Source organism: Paenibacillus sp. NFR01 (assembly GCF_900111565.1).
Taxonomy (GTDB): Bacteria; Bacillota; Bacilli; order Paenibacillales; family Paenibacillaceae; genus Paenibacillus_AQ.
The window spans coordinates 657,866-679,671 of the sequence record NZ_FOIK01000002.1 but is presented as its reverse complement, the minus strand read 5'-3'; the positions used below and the strand labels follow the sequence as shown (position 1 = coordinate 679,671).

19 protein-coding genes are annotated in these 21,806 nt (G+C 55.6%); 14 read left to right on the top strand and 5 right to left on the bottom strand.

Translation table 11 applies throughout. The features are described 5' to 3' along the window. The first annotated feature begins 29 nt into the window (after positions 1–29). From BMW84_RS14275 to BMW84_RS14250, 6 genes are all read left to right on the top strand, one after another. The gene (locus BMW84_RS14275; RefSeq protein WP_091069524.1) at positions 30–1,907 is read left to right on the top strand and encodes an S-layer homology domain-containing protein; all 1,878 of its coding nucleotides are present in this window, start codon (positions 30–32) and stop codon (positions 1,905–1,907) included. 171 nt (positions 1,908–2,078) lie between these two features. Then, positions 2,079–2,516, top strand: coding sequence for an Rrf2 family transcriptional regulator (locus BMW84_RS14270; RefSeq protein ID WP_091069522.1), 438 nt, complete (start codon positions 2,079–2,081; stop codon positions 2,514–2,516). Positions 2,517–2,608: 92 nt separating this feature from the next. Further along, positions 2,609–3,256 (top strand): nitroreductase family protein, encoded by a 648-nt coding sequence (locus tag BMW84_RS14265; protein ID WP_091069521.1) that lies wholly within the window; start codon positions 2,609–2,611, stop codon positions 3,254–3,256. Positions 3,257–3,371: 115 nt separating this feature from the next. Continuing rightward, the gene (locus tag BMW84_RS14260) at positions 3,372–4,073 is read left to right on the top strand and encodes a pirin family protein (protein ID WP_091069519.1); all 702 of its coding nucleotides are present in this window, start codon (positions 3,372–3,374) and stop codon (positions 4,071–4,073) included. Between the two features lie 69 nt (positions 4,074–4,142). Beyond that, positions 4,143–4,472 carry a BTB/POZ domain-containing protein gene (locus tag BMW84_RS14255; RefSeq protein WP_091069518.1) on the top strand — a complete coding sequence of 110 codons (330 nt, stop codon included), beginning with the start codon at positions 4,143–4,145 and terminating at the stop codon, positions 4,470–4,472. A gap of 94 nt (positions 4,473–4,566) precedes the next feature. After that, on the top strand, positions 4,567–5,664 hold the full coding sequence (locus tag BMW84_RS14250; protein ID WP_091069516.1) for a Glu/Leu/Phe/Val family dehydrogenase: 1,098 nt from the start codon (positions 4,567–4,569) through the stop codon (positions 5,662–5,664). Between the two features lie 63 nt (positions 5,665–5,727). Here BMW84_RS14250 and BMW84_RS14245 read toward each other — a convergent pair whose 3' ends face one another. Next, positions 5,728–6,402 carry a peptidylprolyl isomerase gene (locus BMW84_RS14245; protein ID WP_091069515.1) on the bottom strand — a complete coding sequence of 225 codons (675 nt, stop codon included), beginning with the start codon at positions 6,400–6,402 and terminating at the stop codon, positions 5,728–5,730. 164 nt (positions 6,403–6,566) lie between these two features. On the opposite strand from BMW84_RS14245, the gene BMW84_RS14240 reads away from it, so the two are divergent. Further along, entirely contained in the window at positions 6,567–7,811 is a 1,245-nt protein-coding gene (locus BMW84_RS14240; RefSeq protein WP_091069513.1) for an MFS transporter, read from the top strand. 174 nt (positions 7,812–7,985) lie between these two features. Here BMW84_RS14240 and BMW84_RS14235 read toward each other — a convergent pair whose 3' ends face one another. Further along, positions 7,986–8,594 carry a hypothetical protein gene (locus BMW84_RS14235; protein WP_091069511.1) on the bottom strand — a complete coding sequence of 203 codons (609 nt, stop codon included), beginning with the start codon at positions 8,592–8,594 and terminating at the stop codon, positions 7,986–7,988. A gap of 277 nt (positions 8,595–8,871) precedes the next feature. On the opposite strand from BMW84_RS14235, the gene BMW84_RS14230 reads away from it, so the two are divergent. Together BMW84_RS14230 and BMW84_RS14225 are read left to right on the top strand one after the other, a co-directional pair. Further along, positions 8,872–10,773 carry a sensor histidine kinase gene (locus BMW84_RS14230; RefSeq protein ID WP_091069509.1) on the top strand — a complete coding sequence of 634 codons (1,902 nt, stop codon included), beginning with the start codon at positions 8,872–8,874 and terminating at the stop codon, positions 10,771–10,773. A 137-nt stretch (positions 10,774–10,910) separates the two neighbouring features. Continuing rightward, positions 10,911–12,803, top strand: coding sequence for a sensor histidine kinase (locus tag BMW84_RS14225; protein WP_254772989.1), 1,893 nt, complete (start codon positions 10,911–10,913; stop codon positions 12,801–12,803). Positions 12,804–12,818: 15 nt separating this feature from the next. On the opposite strand, the gene BMW84_RS14220 is transcribed toward BMW84_RS14225, so the two are convergent. The 3 genes from BMW84_RS14220 to BMW84_RS14210 form a co-directional block, all read right to left on the bottom strand. After that, a complete protein-coding gene (locus tag BMW84_RS14220) occupies positions 12,819–13,064 on the bottom strand; it encodes an NHLP leader peptide family RiPP precursor (protein ID WP_091069506.1) in 246 nt (81 codons plus the stop codon). 89 nt (positions 13,065–13,153) lie between these two features. Continuing rightward, complete coding sequence (locus tag BMW84_RS14215) at positions 13,154–14,080, bottom strand: hypothetical protein (protein WP_091069505.1); 927 nt, start codon at positions 14,078–14,080, stop codon at positions 13,154–13,156. 248 nt (positions 14,081–14,328) lie between these two features. Continuing rightward, positions 14,329–16,236: a glycoside hydrolase family 20 zincin-like fold domain-containing protein gene (locus BMW84_RS14210; RefSeq protein WP_091069503.1), complete on the bottom strand. Its 1,908-nt coding sequence runs from the start codon at positions 16,234–16,236 to the stop codon at positions 14,329–14,331. An 81-nt stretch (positions 16,237–16,317) separates the two neighbouring features. On the opposite strand from BMW84_RS14210, the gene BMW84_RS14205 reads away from it, so the two are divergent. From BMW84_RS14205 to BMW84_RS14185, 5 genes are all read left to right on the top strand, one after another. Beyond that, positions 16,318–17,178: an AraC family transcriptional regulator gene (locus BMW84_RS14205; RefSeq protein ID WP_175498817.1), complete on the top strand. Its 861-nt coding sequence runs from the start codon at positions 16,318–16,320 to the stop codon at positions 17,176–17,178. 619 nt (positions 17,179–17,797) lie between these two features. Beyond that, on the top strand, positions 17,798–19,447 hold the full coding sequence (locus tag BMW84_RS14200) for a sensor histidine kinase (protein WP_091069499.1): 1,650 nt from the start codon (positions 17,798–17,800) through the stop codon (positions 19,445–19,447). A 23-nt stretch (positions 19,448–19,470) separates the two neighbouring features. Next, a complete protein-coding gene (locus BMW84_RS14195; RefSeq protein ID WP_091069498.1) occupies positions 19,471–20,106 on the top strand; it encodes a response regulator in 636 nt (211 codons plus the stop codon). A 314-nt stretch (positions 20,107–20,420) separates the two neighbouring features. Then, the gene (locus BMW84_RS14190) at positions 20,421–21,161 is read left to right on the top strand and encodes a YveK family protein (RefSeq protein ID WP_091069496.1); all 741 of its coding nucleotides are present in this window, start codon (positions 20,421–20,423) and stop codon (positions 21,159–21,161) included. Then, positions 21,145–21,783 (top strand): CpsD/CapB family tyrosine-protein kinase, encoded by a 639-nt coding sequence (locus tag BMW84_RS14185; RefSeq protein ID WP_091069494.1) that lies wholly within the window; start codon positions 21,145–21,147, stop codon positions 21,781–21,783. Before BMW84_RS14190 ends, BMW84_RS14185 begins: the two co-directional genes overlap by 17 nt. Positions 21,784–21,806 lie beyond the last annotated feature (23 nt).

The following is a 21,806-nucleotide window of genomic DNA, read 5'->3' as shown; positions in this document are numbered from 1 at the left end:
ATGTGTACAACAACAGGAGGAATTTCATTATGTTCAAGTCATTAAGGATGATCCAAACGGCATTCGTCCTGCTGTTAGCGTTTATGCTGTCCTGGACGGGCGGCGTTCCGCCTATCGCAGCTGCCGAATCGGCCGGACCGGCCGTTAAGCTGACTATTGGCGATGTGTCGCTGTCCACGGGCTCGATCAGTACAGTTCCGGTGAAGGTTACCGCCGTCCAAGGCATTTACTCGTATAATCTGCAGCTCAATTTCGATCCCGCGCGTTTGGAGGTGAGCGGCCTTTCCTCGGTGTACGGCAATACGGACAAAGACGCCGGACTTGCAGATCCGAAAGGGTACTTCAGTTCCAATATCGACAATAAGGAAGGCTGGCTGCGGGTGGCCTGGATCGACACCAGCGCGGGCGGCGAGACGGAGCATCCGATTCTGGGCGATCGGGAACTGTTTGTCATTCATGTAAAAGCGAAGGGAGCGACCGGCGACACGGGCTTCACGCTGGCAAGCGGCGACCCGGAGCAGCTGTTGTTCGCCGGCGTGAATTTCGGGGCGGATGCCGCCGCCGAGGCGCTGCAAACGGCGGTGACCGGTGGCGCAGTTACCGTTATTCCAGCCCGCAGCGACGATTCCGGCAAGCTGCCGTCGCTTTCGGATGTAAAGGTCTACTTAGGCGGCAAGGAGCAGCCATCCTATGCCAGTGCCTCAAGCGATGCGGTGAACGGCCGGACCGTGACCACGATCAAGGTAGACAACGATAAAGCCTTGGCACAGATCGGGCAGCAGGGGCAAACCCGTCTGACGCTTGCCCTGAACAGTTCCTTGGCGGATAAAGTCGTCGGCAAACTGAACGGAACGCTGGTCAAAGCGATGGAAAGCGGAAAAGCTGAGGTTGAAGTAAAGACCCCGTTCGCTTCCTATGTCCTTCCGGCCCCGATGATTCAGATCGACGAGGTTGCCAAGAAGCTGGGCGCGGAGAATGCGTTATCCGCGATTACCATCGATATTTCCCTCAATGAGGCGGATGCTGATGCGGCCGCTGCAGCGCAGAAGGCCGCGCAGATGCAAACGGCTTCCTTGGTTTCCGCGCCGGTTGAATTTAAGGTAAGCGCCGAATACAACGGGCATCAGGTAGCCATTGACCGTTTCAACAATTATGTGGAACGCAGCATTGCCATTCCGGAAGGGACGGATCCCGGACGGATTACGACGGCAGTCGTGATGGGCGAAGACGGCAGCCTGAAGCATATTCCGACCCGCGTGGTTCAAGGGAGCGACGGCAGCTATTCGGCCGTGGTCAACAGCATGAGCAACAGCGTATACGCCGTGATCTACAGTGCCAAATCGTTTGCCGATACGGAAAAACACTGGAGCCGGGCGGATGTCGCCGATCTGGCTTCCAGGCTGGTGATTCAGGGTGCTTCCGCAAACCGCTTTGAGCCGGACCGCAGCATCAGCCGGGCCGAATTTGTCACCGTGCTGCTGCGCGGGCTTGGACTTTACGGTTCTACGCAGTCCACGGCTTCCCTGCCGACGGATGTGTCCGCCTCGGCCTGGTACGCAGGCGGCGTGCAAACCGCGGAGTCCCGCGGCCTGATCGGCGGTTATGCCGACGGAAGCTTCAAGCCGGGCGCATCCATCAGCCGCGCCGAAGCCATGGTCGTGCTGAACCGGGCTGCGGCTTTGCTGGGGCAAAGCCGGACTCCGGCCGATCCGCAGGCGGTTCTGTCCGCGTTCGGCGATGCCGGCAAGGTCGGGGCCTGGGCGAAGGAAGCCGTAGCCGCAGCCGTCGGCCAGGGATGGATCAAGGGCAGCGGCGGTGAACTGAAGCCGGGCGCTACCTTGACCCGGGCCGAAGCCGCGGCAATGATCCGCCGCCTGCTGATCCAAGCCGATTTGATCAATTCGTAAACACCTAACCGCTAGAGAAAAAGCGCGCCGCCGGAAACCAATCCGGCGGCGTCTTTAGTTCCGGCAGGCTTATGAATGAGTTCGCGGCGAATGGAGCGGCCAGCCCTTTGCCAAAAACAACAGCACAATCTATACTTTACTTGGAAAGATCCGCAAGAAGGAGCGAGAGACATGGCAAAAATACGAAGCGACGGCGCTTACCAGCATCGGGCATTCGGACTGGTGCTCCAGGCGCTTGTCCTGCTGGGGCAGAAGAAGGAGACTTGTTCCAGCTGCGAGCTCGCCGGCCGGCTGGCGTCGGATGCGACGCTGCTGCGGCGAATCATGGCCAATCTGACCCGCGAAGGCATTCTGGTAACCCGCGAGGGCCGGGACGGCGGTTATCTGCTGAACCGCAAGCCCGAAGAGCTTACGCTGGCCGAAGTCTATCTGGCGCTTGAGGTCGGCGAGTCCTGCAGCCGTGCGGTCAGCGGCACGATGCCCGACGGCGAATTTGGCGAACGGATGAAGTCGGCATGCGGGGAAGTGCTGGAGGAAATGGACCGCAGCGTATTGGGCGTATTGGAGAATTATACGCTGGCCGATCTGATGCGAAGGGCAGGTTGTTGACAGCAAATCTTGGCTTAACGTATACTGTGCGTATAAAATAACAGTTGCAATTGAAGAGAAAAAAATAGGGTAGACGAGAGGAGATCAAAACCATGTCCACTGGGCTGAAACCCGAAACCGAATTCGGGAAAGTGATCCGCGATCGACATTCGGTGCGCAAGTACGACCCGTCCTGGGTGATTTCAAATGAGGAGATTCAGGAGATTTTGAATGAAGCAATCCTGGCTCCGTCTTCCTCGAACCTTCAGCCTTGGCGTTTTATCGTCATCACTGATCCGGAAGTAAAAGCAAAACTGCTGCCGGTCGCCAACAACCAGCAGCAGGTCGTGGACGCTTCCGCGACCATTGCGGTGCTCGGCGACGTTCACGCCTATGAGAATGCCGATGTTATCTATGAATCGGCGATCGCCAAAGGCATCATGCCGTCCGATCTGGGACTGGCGATGGCGAAGCGCAGCCGCGAGGGCTACTCATCCATGCCGGACCAGAAGCGCAAGGAGATCGCGCTGATCGACGGCGGCCTGGTGTCGATGCAGCTGATGCTTGCCGCCAAAGCCCGCGGCTATGACACTGTGCCGATGGGCGGGTTCAACCCCGCTGCTTTCCGGGAGCTGTTCCAAATTCCGGAACGCTACGAGACGGTCATGCTGATCGCGCTCGGCAAAGCGGCTGTGGAGGGACATCCGACGGTGCGGCTGCCGCTGGAATCCGTCGTGCAATGGAATTCCTTCGAGGGCTAAACTGGTACTTCCGGCATATGCAAGCAGGCTCGTTCTCCATGACGGAGGATGAGCCTGTTTTTTGGTTTCGGTATGCGGTCTGTTAAAATGAGGAAGACGAAAAGGAGGGATTTCCATGATTGAACGATATGCCGCAGAAGCTGCGCACCGATTCGATTATGGCTGGCTGAAAGGCGCGCATTTGTTTTCGTTCGGCGACTATTATGACCCGGACAATACCGCATTCGGACCGATGCGGGTCTGCAATGACGACACGATCGCTCCGGGAAAAGGGTTCGGCGCCCACCCGCACAGCGATATGGAGATCGTCTCCATCGTGCTGAGCGGCACGCTGCGCCATGAAGACAACCTTGGCCATGTGGTGGAGACATCGTTCGGCGGCGTACAGCGCATGTCGGCCGGAACAGGCGTCATCCACACCGAGCATAATCCATCGGATGACGAACCGGTCCGGCTGCTTCAGCTCTGGTTCATGCCGCGGCGTCGCGGCGGGGCACCGTCTTACCGCACCGGCGGTTTTGATCCGCAAAAGCTGGACGGACGGCTGCTCCCGGTCGTCGCGCCTGAACGCTCGGAAGAGACGGTGGACATCGCCCAGGATCTGACGATTTATCTGGGGAAGGCGCAGGCGGGAGGACGACTGGAGCTGCGGCAAGCGCCGGGACGCCGGGTGTTTGTGTATGTCATCGAAGGACTGGCCGGGCTGGGAGCGGATGAGCCGCTGCAGCCGGGCGATCATGCCCGGATCGAAGCACCCGGTCCCCTGACGATTGCCGCGATCCATGATCTGTTCGTGATGGTCATTGATCTGCCGTAATGGCATTTCACAGACCGCAACGTGGGAAGCAAATTCGATGAAGCCGGATGGCTTGGGAGGTAGGTACACATGCACAAGGATGAACGAGTGCTGGTCAAACATTCGGTAACCGGAAGAATGCTGGCAGCAAGCGCGGACGGCGTGGAATATGTCCTGGAGCGCGAGGGCGGGCAAACGGTGATTACGCTGACCGGCGTATCTTCGGAGCAGGGGGCCGAGATTCTTAAACTGTGGCCGGAACTCAACGTGTTCCGGTTCGAAGAACCGCCGGGCGGCCCGGTGGTCAAACACTGGTATTATGTCGGCAACCATCCGGTGCAGTACGATGCGGCATCCGGAAGGCTTACCGTTACGGCCGAGTCCGAAATCGAGTACCGCCCCGACCGCTATTGGCAGTAAAGGATAAAGTTTATTGACAATCTTTTTCGGTTGTACTAGCGTGAGTAGGGGTTCTTAACCTTAGGATAGAAGTGAGACGGGAGATATGAAAAAGATGGAATTGTTTGCAGCAATGGAGCAGGAAGATTACGAACAGCTGTTGTTTTGCCAGGACAAGGCATCGGGATTAAAAGCGATTATTGCCATCCATGACACGACGCTGGGCCCCGCACTGGGCGGAACCAGAATGTGGACTTACGCCTCGGAGGAAGAGGCGATCGTGGACGCGCTGCGGTTGGCCCGGGGAATGACCTATAAAAATGCCGTGTCCGGCCTGAATCTGGGCGGGGGCAAAACCGTAATCATCGGCGATCCGCGCAAGGATAAAAACGAAGCGATGTTCCGCGCCTTCGGCCGGTTCGTCGAAGGCTTGAACGGCAGATATATAACGGCAGAGGATGTGGGCACCACCGAAGCGGATATGGACATTATCCACCAGGAGACCGATCATGTAACCGGCATCTCCGCGACCTACGGCTCGTCGGGCAATCCGTCCCCGGCCACGGCTTTCGGCGTCTACCAAGGCATGAAAGCGGCAGCCAAAGCCGCCTTCGGGACCGACTCGCTGGAAGGTAAAACCATCGCCGTGCAAGGCGTGGGCAACGTCTCCTTTACGCTGTGCAAATATCTGCACGAGGAAGGCGCGAAGCTGATTGTTACCGACATCCACAAGCCTGCCGTGCAGCGTGCAATCGAGGCTTACGGCGCCCAGGCAGTGGATCCGGACGAGATCATCGGCGTGAAATGCGATATTTATGCGCCTTGCGCCCTCGGCGCAACGATCAACGACGAATCGCTGCCGCGCCTGAAGGCAAAGGTCATCGCCGGCGCGGCGAATAACCAGCTTAAGGAGGCATGCCACGGCGCGGCGCTGCATGAGATGGGTATCGTCTATGCTCCGGACTACGTGATCAATGCCGGCGGTGTCATCAATGTTGCCGACGAGCTGAACGGCTATAACAAGGATCGCGCCTTCAAGCAGATTGCCAAAATTTATGACAGCATTACGCGCGTGATCGAGATTTCCCGTACGAACAACATTCCAACCTCCGCGGCAGCGGACCGCCTGGCTGAACAGCGGATCGAATTGCTGCGCCAAAGCCGCAGCACCTTCCTGCGCGGCGGCCATCACGCTATCAGCAGACGGGGCTGACAAACAAACACCCGCCCGACCCTCCGGATTTAAACGGAAGATCGGGCGGGTGTCTTTGTGTGTTTACGGCATTTTGGCCGGCTCGGGATAAGTGACGCCGAGCGTATCGACCGTTACCTTTTTTATCACCGGCGGATGATCCGGACGGTCCAAGTCGTTGCGCGGCAGATTTACGATTTCGCTCACGACGTCCATGCCTTCCGTCACTTTGCCGAAAGCGGCATACAGGCCGTCCAGAGACGCCGCATCCCCGTCCATGATGAAAAATTGCGAGCCGGCGGAGTCCATGCTGTCCCCTAACCGGGCCATGGATAATACGCCTGAGGTGTGCTTCAGGTCGTTGGTGAAGCCGTTCGCCGAAAATTCTCCAGCAATGCTGTAGCCGGGTCCACCCTTGCCGGTGCCGTCAGGGTCCCCGCCCTGAATCATAAAGCCGGGAATGACGCGGTGAAAGATGGTTCCGTCATAAAAACCCTTGGAAATCAGGGATATGAAATTGTTGACGGTATTCGGGGCAATCTCGGGATACAGCTCGGCTTTGATGATGCCTCCGTTATCCATCTCGATCGTAACGACCGGATGGCTGGCCGGGCCGGCGGCCGTACCGCTGTTCAACGCTTTGTTGCTCCCGGTTTGGCCGTTCTCTGCTTCGGGTTTGTTTCCGCAGCCGGAGACGAGCGCCAGTGCCAGTATCAGCAAAAATCCGGCAGTAATTCCCCGTTTAAAACGAAACTTCACAATCCATCTCTCCTTGCGGCAAGTTTGCTTTTCCAGTACCCATCATACCCGCTTTGTTCATGGATTTGCAAAATGACGGCTTCGTCCTGACATTGGCAGCTTCAGAAAATGGGTCTACAATGTAAAAATGGCTTCCATCGAAACGTAGAGAGGATGTGGACAGATTGCAATTATCGTGGAAGCGGAACCTGGCTGTGCTATGGACGGGCGTGTTTTTTTGCAGCATGGCGTATTCGATCTCCATTCCGTTTATGTCTATTTTTTTGAGCGACGACCTTGGGGTCCATTCCCATCTCGAAGCGTGGTCCGGCATCAGCTTTGGGATTACCTTTCTGGCCAGCGCGCTGATCTCCCCGTACTGGGGTTCGCTGTCCGACAAATACGGCCGCAAACCGATGCTGATCCGTTCGGGCTTCAGCCTGGCGGCGCTGTATCTGATCAATTATTTTGTGCACGATCCGTATGTGTTCGTCGTGGTCCGGATCTTTCAGGGCCTGCTTGCCGGCTTCGTCCCGGCTTCGATTGCGCTCGTAGCGACCAATACGCCGGATGAAAAAACGGGCTACGCCCTCAGCATCATGTCGACGGCCGGCGCCACCGGCAGCATCGTCGGTCCATTGATCGGCGGGGTGGTCAGCTACTATTCGGATAACCGCACCGCCTTTTTGTTTTCCTCCGCCATCGTTTTGGTGGCGGCGATGATCGCGACCCTGTTTGCGAAGGAGCATAATTTCGACCGCTCGGCGAAACGCTCGCATGTCATGGACGATATCCGCGAAGCGCGGAGCAACAGCGCGTTTATGACGCTGCTCAGCCTGTCGGGGATCGCGACCTTTTCGGTGATGATTCTGGAGCCGCTGCTGCCGATTTATTTGCTGGATATGGGCATCTCCAAGGATTCCGCTACACTGCAGGCCGGGATCGTCTTCTCGGCGGTGGGCATCGCTACGGTAATCATGGCCCCGCTGTGGGGTCGGCTCGGCACCCGCAAGGGCTTCGGAATGATTTTGTTCCTCGGCCTGATCGGCGGTGGCATCGGCAATATTCTGCAGTATTTTGTCTCCGGGTACGTGGAATTCGCCGCCCTGCGGTTTGTGTACGGCTTGTTCTACGCCGGGGTCATTCCTTCGGTGAATGCGATGATCGTCAAGACGATCGAGCCGGGCTTCCGCGGCCGTGCGTTCGGGTTGAACCAGTCCGCTTCCCAGCTGGCAACCATGGCCGGCCCGATCATCGGCGGCCTCCTCGGCGGAATGATGCCGATCCGCGGCGTCTTCGTCATCAACGGCCTGCTGCTGTTGGTTTCGGCGGTGCTTGTGAAACTGTCGCGCCTGAAGTCGAAGCTGGAGCCGGAGCTGCACGAGAAGGTACAGGAGGGCGAAAGCGGCGCTTCCGCGCCGATGGCTTGACCTGGGGCTGACGGGAAAGCGCATCGCTGCGCCGAACCAGCCACGCTCGCTTTTCCGCATCTTTGTCAAAAAAAGACGCCCCCATCTCCGCGTACTCCGCGGGAATGGGGGCGTCTTGCATACCAGGCCGGCACTCCGGCCGCTTGCTCTGCCGCAGCTCCGGTGCCTGGCGGCTTACTCGTCCTCGCCGTTCGAACCGTTCAGCACATCGGTTCCCGGCATGGCGTCGACCGGTGGCGCGGCGGGATCCACTGCCGAGCCAGGGAAGAGCTCGTCAGCGTCGGGAACGTCCTCGAGCGGCGGCTCGTCCGCCTCGTCGGTATATTGCTCCTCGCCGGCTGCGTAATCGCCAAGCCCGCCGGTCAACCCGGCGGCGCCGGCGGCCGCGAGCGCATCCGAGGCGAGCACCTCGTCTCGGCCAGGCGCCGTCTCCGCGGTGCGGACGCCGTGGCGCTCCGCCCGCGGACCCAGCGCGGGCTCCGGTGAGTTCAGGCCGATGTCTGCGGCCAGAATATGGTCACCCGTCAGCGCAGGGTCGGATCCGTCATCGGGCACGCCGTCAAAGTCGACGGGCACGGAGCCGACCGGTTCGTGACGGGTGAATGCGGATTCCAGCGGCCGGTCATTGGCCGGAATGTCCGGGTCGCTCCTTCCCTGCGAAGTGATCGTGCCCAGCGGCCGCAGCTCCTCCAGCGGAATGTCTTCCTCCGGGGTACCGCCGCCCATCGTCTTATAACGTTCATATACAAAATCGGCTTCTGTTTTGTTAAATTCATTGCCCATAGCCGTTCAGCTCCTTTGCCGGAATTAGACTTTGGTTATAATTCTTTTATACCCGTCTGGGACAAGGCGAATCCCCGGGACGAGGGCAAACATGTCTATAATATAATCAACCGGAGAGGAAAATAACCGCCGGGCATGCAGAATTTGACAAGAAACGGCCGTCTTCGTCGTTATTTGCCGCGTCAGGCAGGGAAACCGCGAACGTTGTCGAAACTAACAACCATATGAATCTTTGGACATACTGAACGAATAAATCATAAACTTTTGAGGTGCCGGGATGAAGAGGCCATCAACGAATAAAACGGCGGGAATGTTATTCCTCGTTGTCCTGCTCCTGCTCTCTGCCGCAGTTCCGATTCTGTTCTGGAGCCGCAGCGGACAGACAGGCGTGGCTTTGCATAATTGGGACTACGCGTGGGATTCCTCCCGGGGGGATTCGGCTTCCGCCGCCGCGCTGCCGGACGGGCAATGGGAGCACATGCGTGAAGGCGGAAGCCGGCCGCAGGCGCCTGGAAATGCCACGGGAGCGTGGCTGCGTTTTACGCTGCCGGCAGATGCTGTAGGGGACGCACTGCTCCTCGGGAAGCTCTATGGCAGCGAGCTGAAAGTATATGTGGACCAGAAGCTGATTTATGCTGCAGGCGAAAATGAAGGCTATAACGGCCGCAAGGTGATCATCCCGCTGCCGGAGACGGCTGCGTCCAAGCAAGTCTATGTGTGGAGCAGCGGCGGTGACAAAGGATTCGGACTGGAAGGAAAAGCACGGTTCGGAAGCTATAAGCAATTGCTTACGATATACGTCAAGGAAGATCTGATGGATATGGTTATCGGCTCCGCCATGCTGTTTATCGCCGTTGCCCTGCTGGTCTGCCTGCTCTGCCTGCGCCAGGAGATTTTCGCCGGAGGCTACTGGCTGACAGTAGTCATTTTCTCTTACGGCGGAGTACTGATCACCTATTCGTCGTTTATGCCGATCTTGATGAAAAGTCATGGCCGCTCGATTGAAATTATCAACGATGTGGCTTTGTTTGTGCTGCTTCCGGCGTTCACGATCTTTTTCGGCCATAACTTTGCGCAAGGCCCCAAGAGCCTGCTGCCCTGGTTCCGCCGGTTCCAGGTAACCTATTCCGCAGCCGGTCTGCTGCTCCTGGTCTTTAATGTCATCTCGTCGTATCAACTGGACCCCATATATAAGCCGATCTCCACGAATATATTGGGGGTCTTAATGATCGTGCAGTTCATGTATCTGCTCTATCTGGCGCTCATTCATGCTTATAAAGGCAGCACGGAAGCTTTTGTGTTTTCCGCCGGCTTCACGGTGTTTTCGGCAATGCTCGTCAGCGAGGTGGCCCTCTATTTTTATACGGGTGGCCTCTATCATCTTATCTGGTGGAAATGGGGCATGGTAGTGTTCACTTTGTCGCTGATCGCGGTGGTCGGCCGGAAAATGGCTTTGAATTTCCGTCAGACCGTAAAATATTCGCGTGAGCTGGAGCAGTTTAACAACGAACTGCAGCGTTCGGAGAAAATGGAGATTATCAGCGAGCTGGCCGCCTCCGTTGCCCATGAGGTGCGCAATCCGCTGCAGGTGACGCGGGGATTTCTGCAGCTGCTCGGACAGCGCTCCGGCAAAAAAGAAAAGGAATATCTGCAGCTGGCCATGGAGGAGCTGGACCGGGCTTCGGGCATTATCACCGATTTTCTGACTTTCGCCAAGCCGGGAATGGATACGGTGGATGTATTTGACGTTGGCGGCGAGCTGAGGCATGTAACCGGCGTGCTTATGCCACTGGCTAATCTGCAGGGCGGAAGCGTGCAGCTGAAACTGGCGGACGGCCTGCATGTAAAGGGTAGCGCCTCCAAATTCAAGCAAGCCTTTATCAATCTGATCAAGAACAGCATTGAATCGTTGGGGGAGGAAGGGCTGATTACCGTTACTGCCTGGAAGTCGGGCGAGTATATTCTGGTCAGTGTCGTCGACAACGGGGAAGGCATGAAGGCCAGCGAGCTGGCCCGGCTGGGCGAACCGTATTATTCCAATAAGACCAAAGGCACCGGCCTGGGACTCATGGTTACCTTCCGGATTGTCGAGGCGATGAACGGCTCGATCGCGTTTAAAAGCAAGAAGGGCGAAGGCACCGAGGTTATCGTAAAATTGCCAGCATCAGACAATTTATAGGAATTTTTTTAAATTCATCCGTAATTTAAAAGGGAAAGCCGGGCGAAAAGGCGAATTGATAAACTGCAGAGCTATGCTTCTGAAACTTTAAAGACGTTTGGGGTGCCGGTATGCGCTTGATCGTTAAAAGTCTACATATGACAGCCGTGTTGATTCTGTTTTTTATGACTTACGGTTATTCGGCATCGGCGGAAAGCTACAATGCCCCACGGGCGATCGGGAGCTGGGAAGTGAAATGGGGAGGAACCTCTGCCGACACCGGCGATAATCTGCCCGCAGCCCATTCGGACGGATGGTTCCGGGTAGACACAGACGACGGTACGACGAAGCTCCCGGGTGGCGTTTCCTCGGCGTGGATCCAAGTCCGGCTGCCGGAATATAACTACGCTGCTCCCGCATTGTACATCAAGACGCTTTATGCGCTGAATGTGAAGGTGTACGTGGACGACCGGCTGATTTTTGCAGAGGACCGGAGCTACATTAAAGATCATTATTCCCTGCTGCTCCCGCTTACCCAGGAGGATTCCGGGCATACGCTGTACATATGGACCAAGACGCTCCAGGACCGGATCGGCATCGAAGACGAGGTGCTTCTGGGCGAGCACAGCGATTTGATCAAGGATTATGTCAAACGCGGACTAATCGATATCCTGCTGGGCAGTTCCTTTTTGTTTGTCGCGCTGGTTTTGTTTGTCTGCGCCTTTTATTTGAACAAGGAGTATTTCCCGATTGCCGTGTCGCTGTCGATTGTGATTGCCTCAACGGGCGTCATGGCGGTTACCTACTCTCCTTACATCTATACATTCTACAGTTATCTAGGCGAGCTGAGCATTGTCTTCTTCGATGTCGGCCTGCTGTCGCTTCTGCCTGCGCTCACGTATCTGTTCGAGCAGATTTTCGGACCCGGCAAGTATAATATCATCCGCAATTTCCGCAAATTCCAGATGGCATATTCCATCTTTTGCACAGTTTGCCTGCTAATCAATCTGCTGTCCGGCAACCGGTTCGTGGAATTCTATTATTTTGTCTCTACTACGGTTATTGGGATCCTGCTGATCCTCCAGTTTATTCTGCTGATTGCCTGCGTCATTATTTATTCGCTGAAGGGCAACAAGGATGCGATTATTTTTGCGGTCGGTTTTGGAACAGCGGCGCTTACCGGCGTCGCAGAGCTGATCTGGTATTACGTGCAGGGCGGCAATTATGACCTGATCTACTGGAAATGGGCGCTCGTTGTGTTCATTCTGTCGCTGATCGTTATTCTGGGGCGGCGCCTTGCCCAAAATCACCTGCAGGTCGTCAAATACTCCCGGGAGCTGGAGCTCTTCAACAACGAACTTCAGCGTTCGGAAAAAATGGAGATCATCAGCGAGCTGGCGGCTTCCGTGGCTCATGAGGTACGCAATCCACTGCAGGTAACGCGCGGGTTTCTGCAACTGCTTAGCGAACAGGCCAGCGGCGATGAGCAGCGTTATTTGTCCATGGCGCTCAGCGAACTGGACCGGGCGGCCAGTATCATTACGGACTTCCTCACCTTTGCCAAACCTGAATTCGAACAAATCTCCGTGCTTAACGTGCATGATGAGTTTAAGCACATTGAGAGCATCCTGCTGCCGCTCTGCCATTTGAGCGGAGGCAAAATGCTTCTGGAACTCGAAGATCAGCTCTGGGTCAAGGGGAATTCCTCGAAATTTAAGCAGGCTTTTATCAACATGATCAAGAACAGCATCGAATCGCTCGGCGAAGAGGGCGTCATTCATATGCGCGCCTACGGCAAAGGGGATAAGGTGTACATTCATATTAAGGATAACGGCGAGGGAATGGACGGGGATGTGCTCAGCCGACTGGGCGAACCGTATTTCTCCAATAAAACAAAAGGTACCGGCCTGGGCCTGATGGTTACCTTCCGGATTATCGAGGCCATGCATGGGGAAGTCCGTTTTTCAAGCAGCAAAGGAGCCGGAACGGAATCGGTGACCGTTCTGCCGCTGGCAGAAGCGCCGAACTCGTCCAGCTCCTTCCGAAGTTAAACCTGATGGGGGGTCTTACCAGGAACCGAGTGCTTTTTCTTTCTCTTTAATGCTCATAACGCCGGATGAGGGGCTGGGAGGAATGACGAGATAGAATTCGCTGGCGCCTTCTTCCACAGCTTTGAGTGTGATATTGTCGGGGAAATCAATACCAAGTACTTCGCGGATAGCCGCTTTCGGATTGGCGAGCAATCTGGATTTGAAACTTGGATCTTCCCATGCCTTCTGAATCACTTGATTCGTAAGAATTGCTGTAGACATTAACAATCACCCTTCCTCACTCAATATGGATATTTTTTCCTCATGAGTATAGCACACGTTTCTCTATAATTCTATGACAATATTGTAGATTATTGGAATTTCGCTAGATAGTACTCCAGTCCCCCGCGACTCAGCAAATTCTTCTCGGCTTCTACAGCATCCGCGATCCCCCGCAGGTTGCCGACAAGCTCCCGGTGGAAGGCGGAAAGCCGGCCAAACTGCTGCCCGGTCTCCTGCTGTTCCCGGTAACGGGCGACGGCAATGTCCGCATAGACCGAAAGTCCCCCGAACGTATAAATATAACTACGGATATACTCCTGCGTCAAAAGCGATCCCGACCGCTGCCCCGAATGTGCAGCGAGCGACAGCAGGCAGTTATATCCGCCTTCATGCCAGTCGGCTTCCCAGTCTTCGTAATCATCCAGCATTTGCAGCGCAATCAGCGTTTCGTCCAGGGCCTGGCCCAGCGGCTCAATCAAACCGTTGTTTCCGGAAAGCAGCATGGCGGCAGCGCCTGAAAGCTTGAGCGGACTGGCTTTGTGGGCGATCCGGCGGCGGTCTTTGAAGAAATAATCGCCTTCGGCTTCATTCGTGACGCTGTCGGCCCACTCCCTAAGATAGCGGTTGCAATACGCCCAAAACGGCGAATGCGCAGGAAAAAGCGGCCGGTACAGGTTGAGAAATTCCGCATACAGCAGATTGGCCAGCGGGAGCTGCCAGACGGCGACCGTACCGCTGTCCATCGCATCGTCCTGGAGAAAAAAATACAGCATGCACAGGACGTTGCCGAGCGCCATCCGGCGCGCCGTCTCCGGATCAAGAGAGAATTCGTCGCGCAGCCAGAAGGGAAGCAGGTAACAGATGTAGTTTTTACGGCTGCCCGTGGCGAAAACGTCGAACCGCTCCAGATAAGACATGCCGTACCGGTTCAGCGGCGGCGGGAAATCCGCCAAAATGCGTTTGCCTTCATTGAACACAACATGCAGTTCGCTTTCGTATGTATCCAGCCATTCCATAGACTTGTCCCCCGTCCAGATAGAGTGGAGAATCAGGAAAAATATTCTATATATCCCGATTATAGTATTCGCCCGCTATAGGTACAAGGATAGATTTTCGGAATGCAAAAGGACGGCGGAATATGGAAAAAAGCCGCCCCGGCACCATGAAAATCGGTACCGGGGCGGCTTGATTTATGCTCGGGCCGGGAGCTGGAACCAACGGCAAAAGTGCCGTTATTGGGCCCGCATCTCGCGTGCCCAAGCAACTACAACGCGGCCAGCATCGCCGCGTACTGCCCGCGCAGCCGCTCCAGCTTCGCGGTGCTGCGCTCCAGGCCGCCGGGACGGTTGCGCTCCGTCCAGAGCAGCCGGTATTCATGCAGCAGCAGATCCAGATCCTGGATCAGCGCCTGCAGCGCTCCGGCATCCGGCTGCTGACGCGCAAGCTGCAGCTTGAAGAATCCGAGCTGAACGGCATGCTTCAGGAAATGCAGGCCGCAGCCGAGCTCACGCCGGAGCAAAGCGGCGTCGCCGGAATGGGGCTCCGGCAGGTCCAGGCGGCGTTCGATCCCGGCGAAATACGCCTCAAGTCTCGCAAAACCTTCCGCGCCGATTTGCTCGGCAAATCCTAGGTTCTCCAGGTTGCAGCGCAGCATCATCGACAGCTCGGTATCGTTCGGCCGGTATTTTCCCGACTCCAGGGTGTAATAGTTCCCCATGTCGAGCAGCAGTTTGCCGAGTTCGCCCGCACGGTCTTCAAAGACGAAGCGGTCCAGATATTCGGCGGCATCGGCCTCTATGTTGTTCTCAACCTGCCAGGCCAGCGCTGCGCCGTAGACAAATCCTGCATAGCTTACGGGAAGCTGCTGCCAGTGTCCATGGTCGCCCCAATCGGTAATGAGATAACCTTCTGCGCCGTTTCGCTTGCCGTGAATTGCCGCATTGCGCAGATTGCCGAGCATGTTGTCCGTGCGGCCGGTGATGGAATTCCAGGAGCTGGTGCCGGGACAGACGTAGAACGGAATCCCCGCATCGCGGAATTTTTGCGTATCGTCCTCAAACGGATGCTCTGCGGCGTAGCCCCATTCCATGGCAATGATATCCTTCGGTAGCTGCGGAATCAGTTCCGGGTATTGGATGATGATATCGCCCCAGAACTGCATCGTTTTTCCCCGCTCTGCGGCCAGTTGCCGGATCATTTGCAGGAAAGAGAGATAGAGCTTCCCCTTGCCTTCGCTTTCAGCCTGCGCCTTGCTGCGTCCGAGGCCCAATTCGTAAGTCTCATCGCAGCCGACATTAAACAGCGGAGACGTGAAATAAGGTAGCAGGTCGTCATACATCCGGGAGAGCAGCTTCGGAACTTCGGGATCCAAGGTATTGAAGGTGCCGGGTCTCATCGGCAGCCCTTCGGGATACAGGTCAGGATCGAACATCGTATCCGGCAGCATGAAGCCTTCCGGTATTTCCGCCAGGTGGTTGAACTCCGGCCGGGAGAGCCAGTCTTCCATATGGCCGAAGCTGTTCTGGTTCGGAACCAGCTGGATATACCGTTCCCGGCAATAAGCGTCCAGACTCAGTATTTCTTCTCCGCTGAGCGGCGTTTCAAGCTCCCAGACCTGCGGGAACGACTCGTAGGCAAATGGGGAACCTTCAATATAAAGCTGCAGCTGGTTCAGCTTGAGATCGGCCATCAGATCGACGATCCGGAGCAGCGTTTCCGGCTTGGGAATTTTGTTGCGGCTGATGTCGATCATCAGGCCGCGGTTCGGGAAATCCGGCTGATCCTTGATTTCGAGGCAAGGCAGTGTCCGCCCATAGCGGACCAGGAGCTGCTTCAGCGTAGCCGCCGCATAGAAGGCACCCGCCGGATCAGCGTAAGTTATCGCGACCCCAGCGTCTGCAATATGAAGGGTATAAGCTTCGCTGGATAACGCCGGATCATGGCTGAAACGGAAAGCGGCGGTATCGGCAGGCCGCGTGCCGACGGAGAGGCGGTAGCTTAGCTTCAATGTATCGGCGAGGAGCTGCTGAAGCCGGCGGGCGGCGGGCAGCGTTTCGCGCCCGGCGTCTCCGGCCAGCTTTATTGTGCCGGTGGAGGGAAGCTCGAAGACCCCCGGGGCTGCAGATACATGTTTGGGAGCGGGAAAAAGCCGGATGGAAGAAAGATCGGACATAGCGCGTGCACTCCTTGTTCCTGTAGAATATGATCAAGACTATAACCACCATATCACTGCTAAATATAGAGAGGAATGCATATGATGTCCACGTTCATGGATTATATGATCAGCCCATATCCGATCCGCGTCATCGATCCCAAGGTCGGGCCGTCCATGCTGAAGCTGAAGACGATCCGCATCGGGCGGGTAGGTCATTTGCCCGGAAGAACGCTGTTCCGCAGCGACGCCGTTTTCGGGCATTGGGCTGTTGTCTATATTGCCCAAGGTGCCGGAACGTATTGCGAGAACGGAGGTAAAGTCCAGCAGGTGCAGGGCGGGAGCATGTTCTTTTTCCGGCCGGATGCGTCCTATACGTTCGGGCCGCTGCCGGGCGGAAGCTGGGATGAATATTACATCGATTTCAGCGGAACGCGGACGGAGGAATGGAAGGCGGCGGGATTGCTGCAAGGGGGAGCGGTACTGCAGGGCTATCCGCCGGAGGAATGGCTTCCTACCTTTAAATCGGTGCTGGAGCTGATGGACAGCGGCTCCGCAGCGGATGCCGACCGCGCCGCATTGCTCCTTGAGAATATGCTTGTCGCCCGCGCATATGCCGCCAAAGATTCCGGCAGCGCCCGGCAGGAAGATCTGCTCGCCAGGGTGCGCAGCGATCTGGCCTCCTGCGTCTATGGAGAGCTGGAACCCCAGCACATTGCGGCCAAACATCATATCTCCATGTCCACGCTGCGGCGACAGATTCGCGGGAGCAGCGGTTATCCGCTGCATGAATACATTCATCGGTTGAAGATGGCCGAGGCCAAGCACCTCCTGCTGAACACCTCCCTTCAAGTGAAGGAGATTGCGGGCCTTCTGCATTATGCCGACCCGTTTTATTTTTCCAGATTGTTCAAAACGTATATGGGGGTGTCCCCGCAGGTTTGCCGCAGCAGGGACAGGTGAGTGAGTAAATTGCTTGTTTCATGAGGATAGATGTCGGATTTTGAAGTTTTTTGTTGACACCCGCAAAATTGGAATGCTATCATTTAGCTAAAATTAACAGGTATCATGGTAGTACTTTAAGACTATGTATGCCGGAGATGAAACCATGAAAGATTATTATTGCATCCTGTGCCGCTGTCTCCATCGGATAGACACTGACAATCCCGCGATCCGTATTTTATGTACCGGATATCATATTGTCGGCGAGCAGCGTTACCAGATCTGCATCTGCAATATACCGCGAGGTTCGTCCGCTGCGGCAACCGAATAACCGCAGGCAGCTATGGATTTTTCACTGCCCGTAAATAAACTCATCTGCCGAAAACAGCTTGCCTATCCCCTAGACAGGCTTCTTTTTATATTTTCATTTCCATCCTGCATTCCTGACATTGCCCCAAAAAAAATGAAAACTATCGAAAAAGTATGTAAAAATAAGATTTTGAATGTAAATTTTTTGTAATGAAAACGATGTCAATAAATAACGAAACTTGTTATTGTGATTTTTCTCATGTATTATGCTTTTAACAAAAGCTAAATCTTGCTCGAATTTTCCAAAATGGATGGAGAATAGGGTGGTGGGATGAAATTAAAGGCAACGGCTGAAGACAAAATGTTTACGTTTTACCGGTATTTTTCTTTGTCCCTCACAGCTCTGATGTATCTCCTGAATCTCTCCGGGCCTTCCGTAATCATCAAATCCCTTATCATAATCGCACTTTTTGCATTCGCCTATTTGTTTACGATTTACTACCGGAGGCTTCGGAAGAGACCGCGGATTCTCATGCTTGCGGTGAGCGTCGAAGTGGCTGGCGTTCTTGCCCTGACTTTATTCACCGGAGGCTACGACAGCCCGTTCAAACTGTATGTGCTGAATCCGGTGCTGGTTGCGGCAGGAACATTGTCCGTCTATTTTGGCTGGACGGTCGTTCTCGGATATCTTGGCGTAATCGTGGCGACGTGCTATTTATTTATGCGCTCCGCCGGCAAAACCTTTGCGCAAACCGTGGCAGATAATGGCAACCTGTTTCTAGCCCTGGTACTTACGGTTATAATTATGCAAATGGTTAACCGGCTAAAACGGCAGCGTGAAGAAGCGAATGCGCGCACCAACGAAACGATGGAGCACATCAAATCGCTGTATCACATTGTCGAAACGTCCAGTCAGCATGATTTCATGAACATCGGCCAGGTAATCACCGATTATGTCGTCAAGCTGACCAAACTCGACAAAGCGCTTTTCTGGTTCGCCAGGCAAAACGGCGGCGAGCCTGCACCGCAGAGCCGCCAGACCGGATGGCAGCAAGAGGAGGAGGGACATCTCTTCGCGGAGCTGGAGAAGCACGGCAACGAATGGAGGCTGCAGCGGGATCCCGTATTCAAAAGCTTGCCGGGCCTCGGCGATTTCCTGCTGATGCCCGTGCGGATGAGCACCCGTTTCGTCGGGATGATCGGCGTGAAGCTGGAATCGTCGGAAGGCTTGGAAGGCCGGCGGTGGTATATCCAGCAGCTGATGTTTCTCGCGGAACTGAGCGCCATTATCTTGCAGCGGCATGAACTCGGCGTGATCGAAAACCGGCTGATCATCACCAATGAGCAGAACCGGATCGCCGACGAAATGCATGACAGCGTCTCGCAGAGCCTGTTCGGCATTGTTTATGCCACCCACTCGCTGAAGCAGACGTGGCGCAAGATGACCGAACCCGAGCTGGAAGAACAGATCGAGCTCATCCATGAATCGGCAACCAAGGTGGCCAAGGAGCTGCGGATTACGATCTACAGCCTCAGTTCCAAGAAAAGCGGCGGCCCCACTTGGCTGGGGATGGTTCGTTCGCATCTGAAAAGCTTGTCCCGGCTAAACGATGTCGAGATTGAGCTCAAAATTACGGGGGATGATTTCAGTCTTCCCTATCCGTATCACAAAGCGCTTTTCCGGATCATTTCCGAAGCGACGGGTAACGCCATCCGCCACGGCGCGGCGAGCCGGGTAGAGGTGGAGCTGGCGCTTAAGCCGAAATGGATCCGACTGACGATTGTCGATGACGGGGTTGGATTCAATGCCGAGCATGTCTTTTCCGACAGCGAGAATCACTCCGGCGGATTAGGCATGAAAAATATGCGGTATCTGGCACAGTCCCTTGGCGGGGACTTCCAGTTGACGAGCAGCGAAGATGCGGGCACGCGGATTCATATTACGATACCTGTCGGTGTGGCGGAGCTAAAAAATGCATAACTTTTAGGCAGGAGGTCGATGAAGTGAAAATCATCATTGTCGATGATCACCCCTTGGTGAGAAGAGGTCTGGCCGCGGTTATTTCCATGCAACCGGATCTTGAGTTTGCCGGCGAAGCTACAAGCGGCGAGGAGGCACTCCAGGTCATTGAGGCGATCTCGCCCGATCTTGTGCTGATCGATTTGAAGCTGGCCGACGAATCGGGACTCGATGTCATTAAGGCAGCCCGCAAGCGCGGACTGGTCTGCAAGTTCATTTTGCTGACATCATCGGCAAGCCGGGAAGATTTTTTGAAGGCCGAGGAAGTACTGGTCGACGGATATGTGCTGAAAGAAGCGCTGCCCGAGGAATTGCTGTTCGCCATCCAGCTGGTTCATAAGGGCCGGAAGTATTACGATCCCGGATTGATGGAGGACAAGATGCGGATGAGCGGCAGCAGCCCGACCGACGAGCTTACGCCGAAGGAGAAGGAAGTGCTGATCGAGCTGGGACAGGGCGCCTGCAACAAGGATATCGCTTCACGCCTGTTCATCAGCGAGTTCACCGTCAAAAAACATGTCAGCCAAATTTTGGCCAAGCTGCAGGTCGCCGACCGTACGCAGGCTGCCCTGTACGCCAATGCCGTGGGGCTGGCTAAATTCGAAATGTCATATGATTGAATGCCTCATATACAGATAACATCGCTCTTTCGCGGAGCCGGCAGCTGCCGGTTCATGCGTAGGGGCGATTTTTTTTGCCGTTTTACGCTGCGGTAATAAATATCGCGGCTTCCTTTTAGAGGGGGATTTCCGGCATGGTACAAAAGTATACCATCATCCTATTCCGTCGCACCAAAACGGCTTACCCCAAAGTGAACTTTAAAGTGATGGTACGAGCCATGTGGGCACAGCCTCAGATTGATAGAATAAAAGCAAGAACTTTGAAATTTTCATGATTGCTTTCAGAACGCATCCCAAGTGGAAGGAGGGTTACTGTGGAAAAGACGATTTTAGATTACATTAACCTGCTAAAGAAAAGGTTATGGTTAATCACGGTGTTTGTATTCATCTCCTGCGTTACTACCTTCTACGTCAGCAAAAACTTCGTTGAACCGGTCTACTCCGCCTCCGGACAGCTGCTCGTGAACAACATCGTCAACGTTCCCGAGAGCAACAATCTCAACAACCTGAATTTTAGCCTCAACCTCATCGAGAGCTACAAGGACATCATTAAATCGCCAACGATTATGAAAAGCGTTGTGTCGGAGCATCCGGAGTTCGGACTCAGTGAAGGCGAGCTTGCCGGCAAGCTGCAAATCAAGACTTCGGAAAAAAGCCAGGTCATTAACCTGACGGTGGAGGACGCGAGTTACACGAAAGCTGCAGAGATCGTAAACGCGGTTTCGCAGAATTTCATCCGTAGCCTGCCAGTGCTGATGAAGATCGACAACGTCACGTATCTGACGCCTGCCGATCCGAAGGCATCGCCGGCTCCGTCCAACGGGGGCTCGCTGATGAATATCGTCATCAGCTTCGTCGTTTCGCTGCTGGCGGCCGTCGGCATCATCCTGCTGGCGGATACGTTCAATGGCACCGTACGCAGCGAGAAAGAGGCGGAATTCGAGCTGGGGCTTCCGGTGATTGCGAATATTCCCGCGATCCGCAAGCGAGACGCTGCGGCAGCGGCGGGCAGCAAGGCAAGAGTAGGGGAGGGCGCCTATGTTACGGCTGAATAGAAGCTTGATCGCAGATAAAAATCCGGCCTCGCATGTCTCGGAATCATTCCGCTCGCTGCGCACCTATATCCGCCAGCTCGGACTGCTGGGCGAAGGCGGCAAGGTACTGCTGTTCACCTCGGCGGAAGGCGGCGAGGGCAAAACAACCGTGCTGGCCAATCTGGCGGTGTCTTTCGTACAGGACGGCAAAAAGGTTGCGGTCGTGGACTGTAACCTGAGACATCCGGGACTGCACACCATTTTCGAGGTTGAAGGCAGCCAAGGATTAGCCGCTTATCTCGGGGGACAGGAGGACGCGAAGGATATTGCCGTTTTCGGAAATCTGGCCAATCTGGCAGTGATTCCCGCCGGCATTGCGGCGGTCAGTCCGCCGGACCTGCTCGGCAGCGACAAGATGCCGCAGCTGCTGGAAGAACTGAAAGGCAGCTTCGACCTGATCCTGCTGGATACGCCGCCGGCTGTAGAATACAGCGATGCCCGCGTCCTGGCGCCGCTGACCGACGGCGTGATCATCGTCGCCCGGTACGGCAAGTCGAAGCGTGAGGCGCTCCGCAAGCTGAAGTCGCTGATGGAACAAACGGGGTCCCGCATCCTCGGGATCGCGATGAACCAAACCGATTAAACCTGATAAACCTGAGGAGGTCC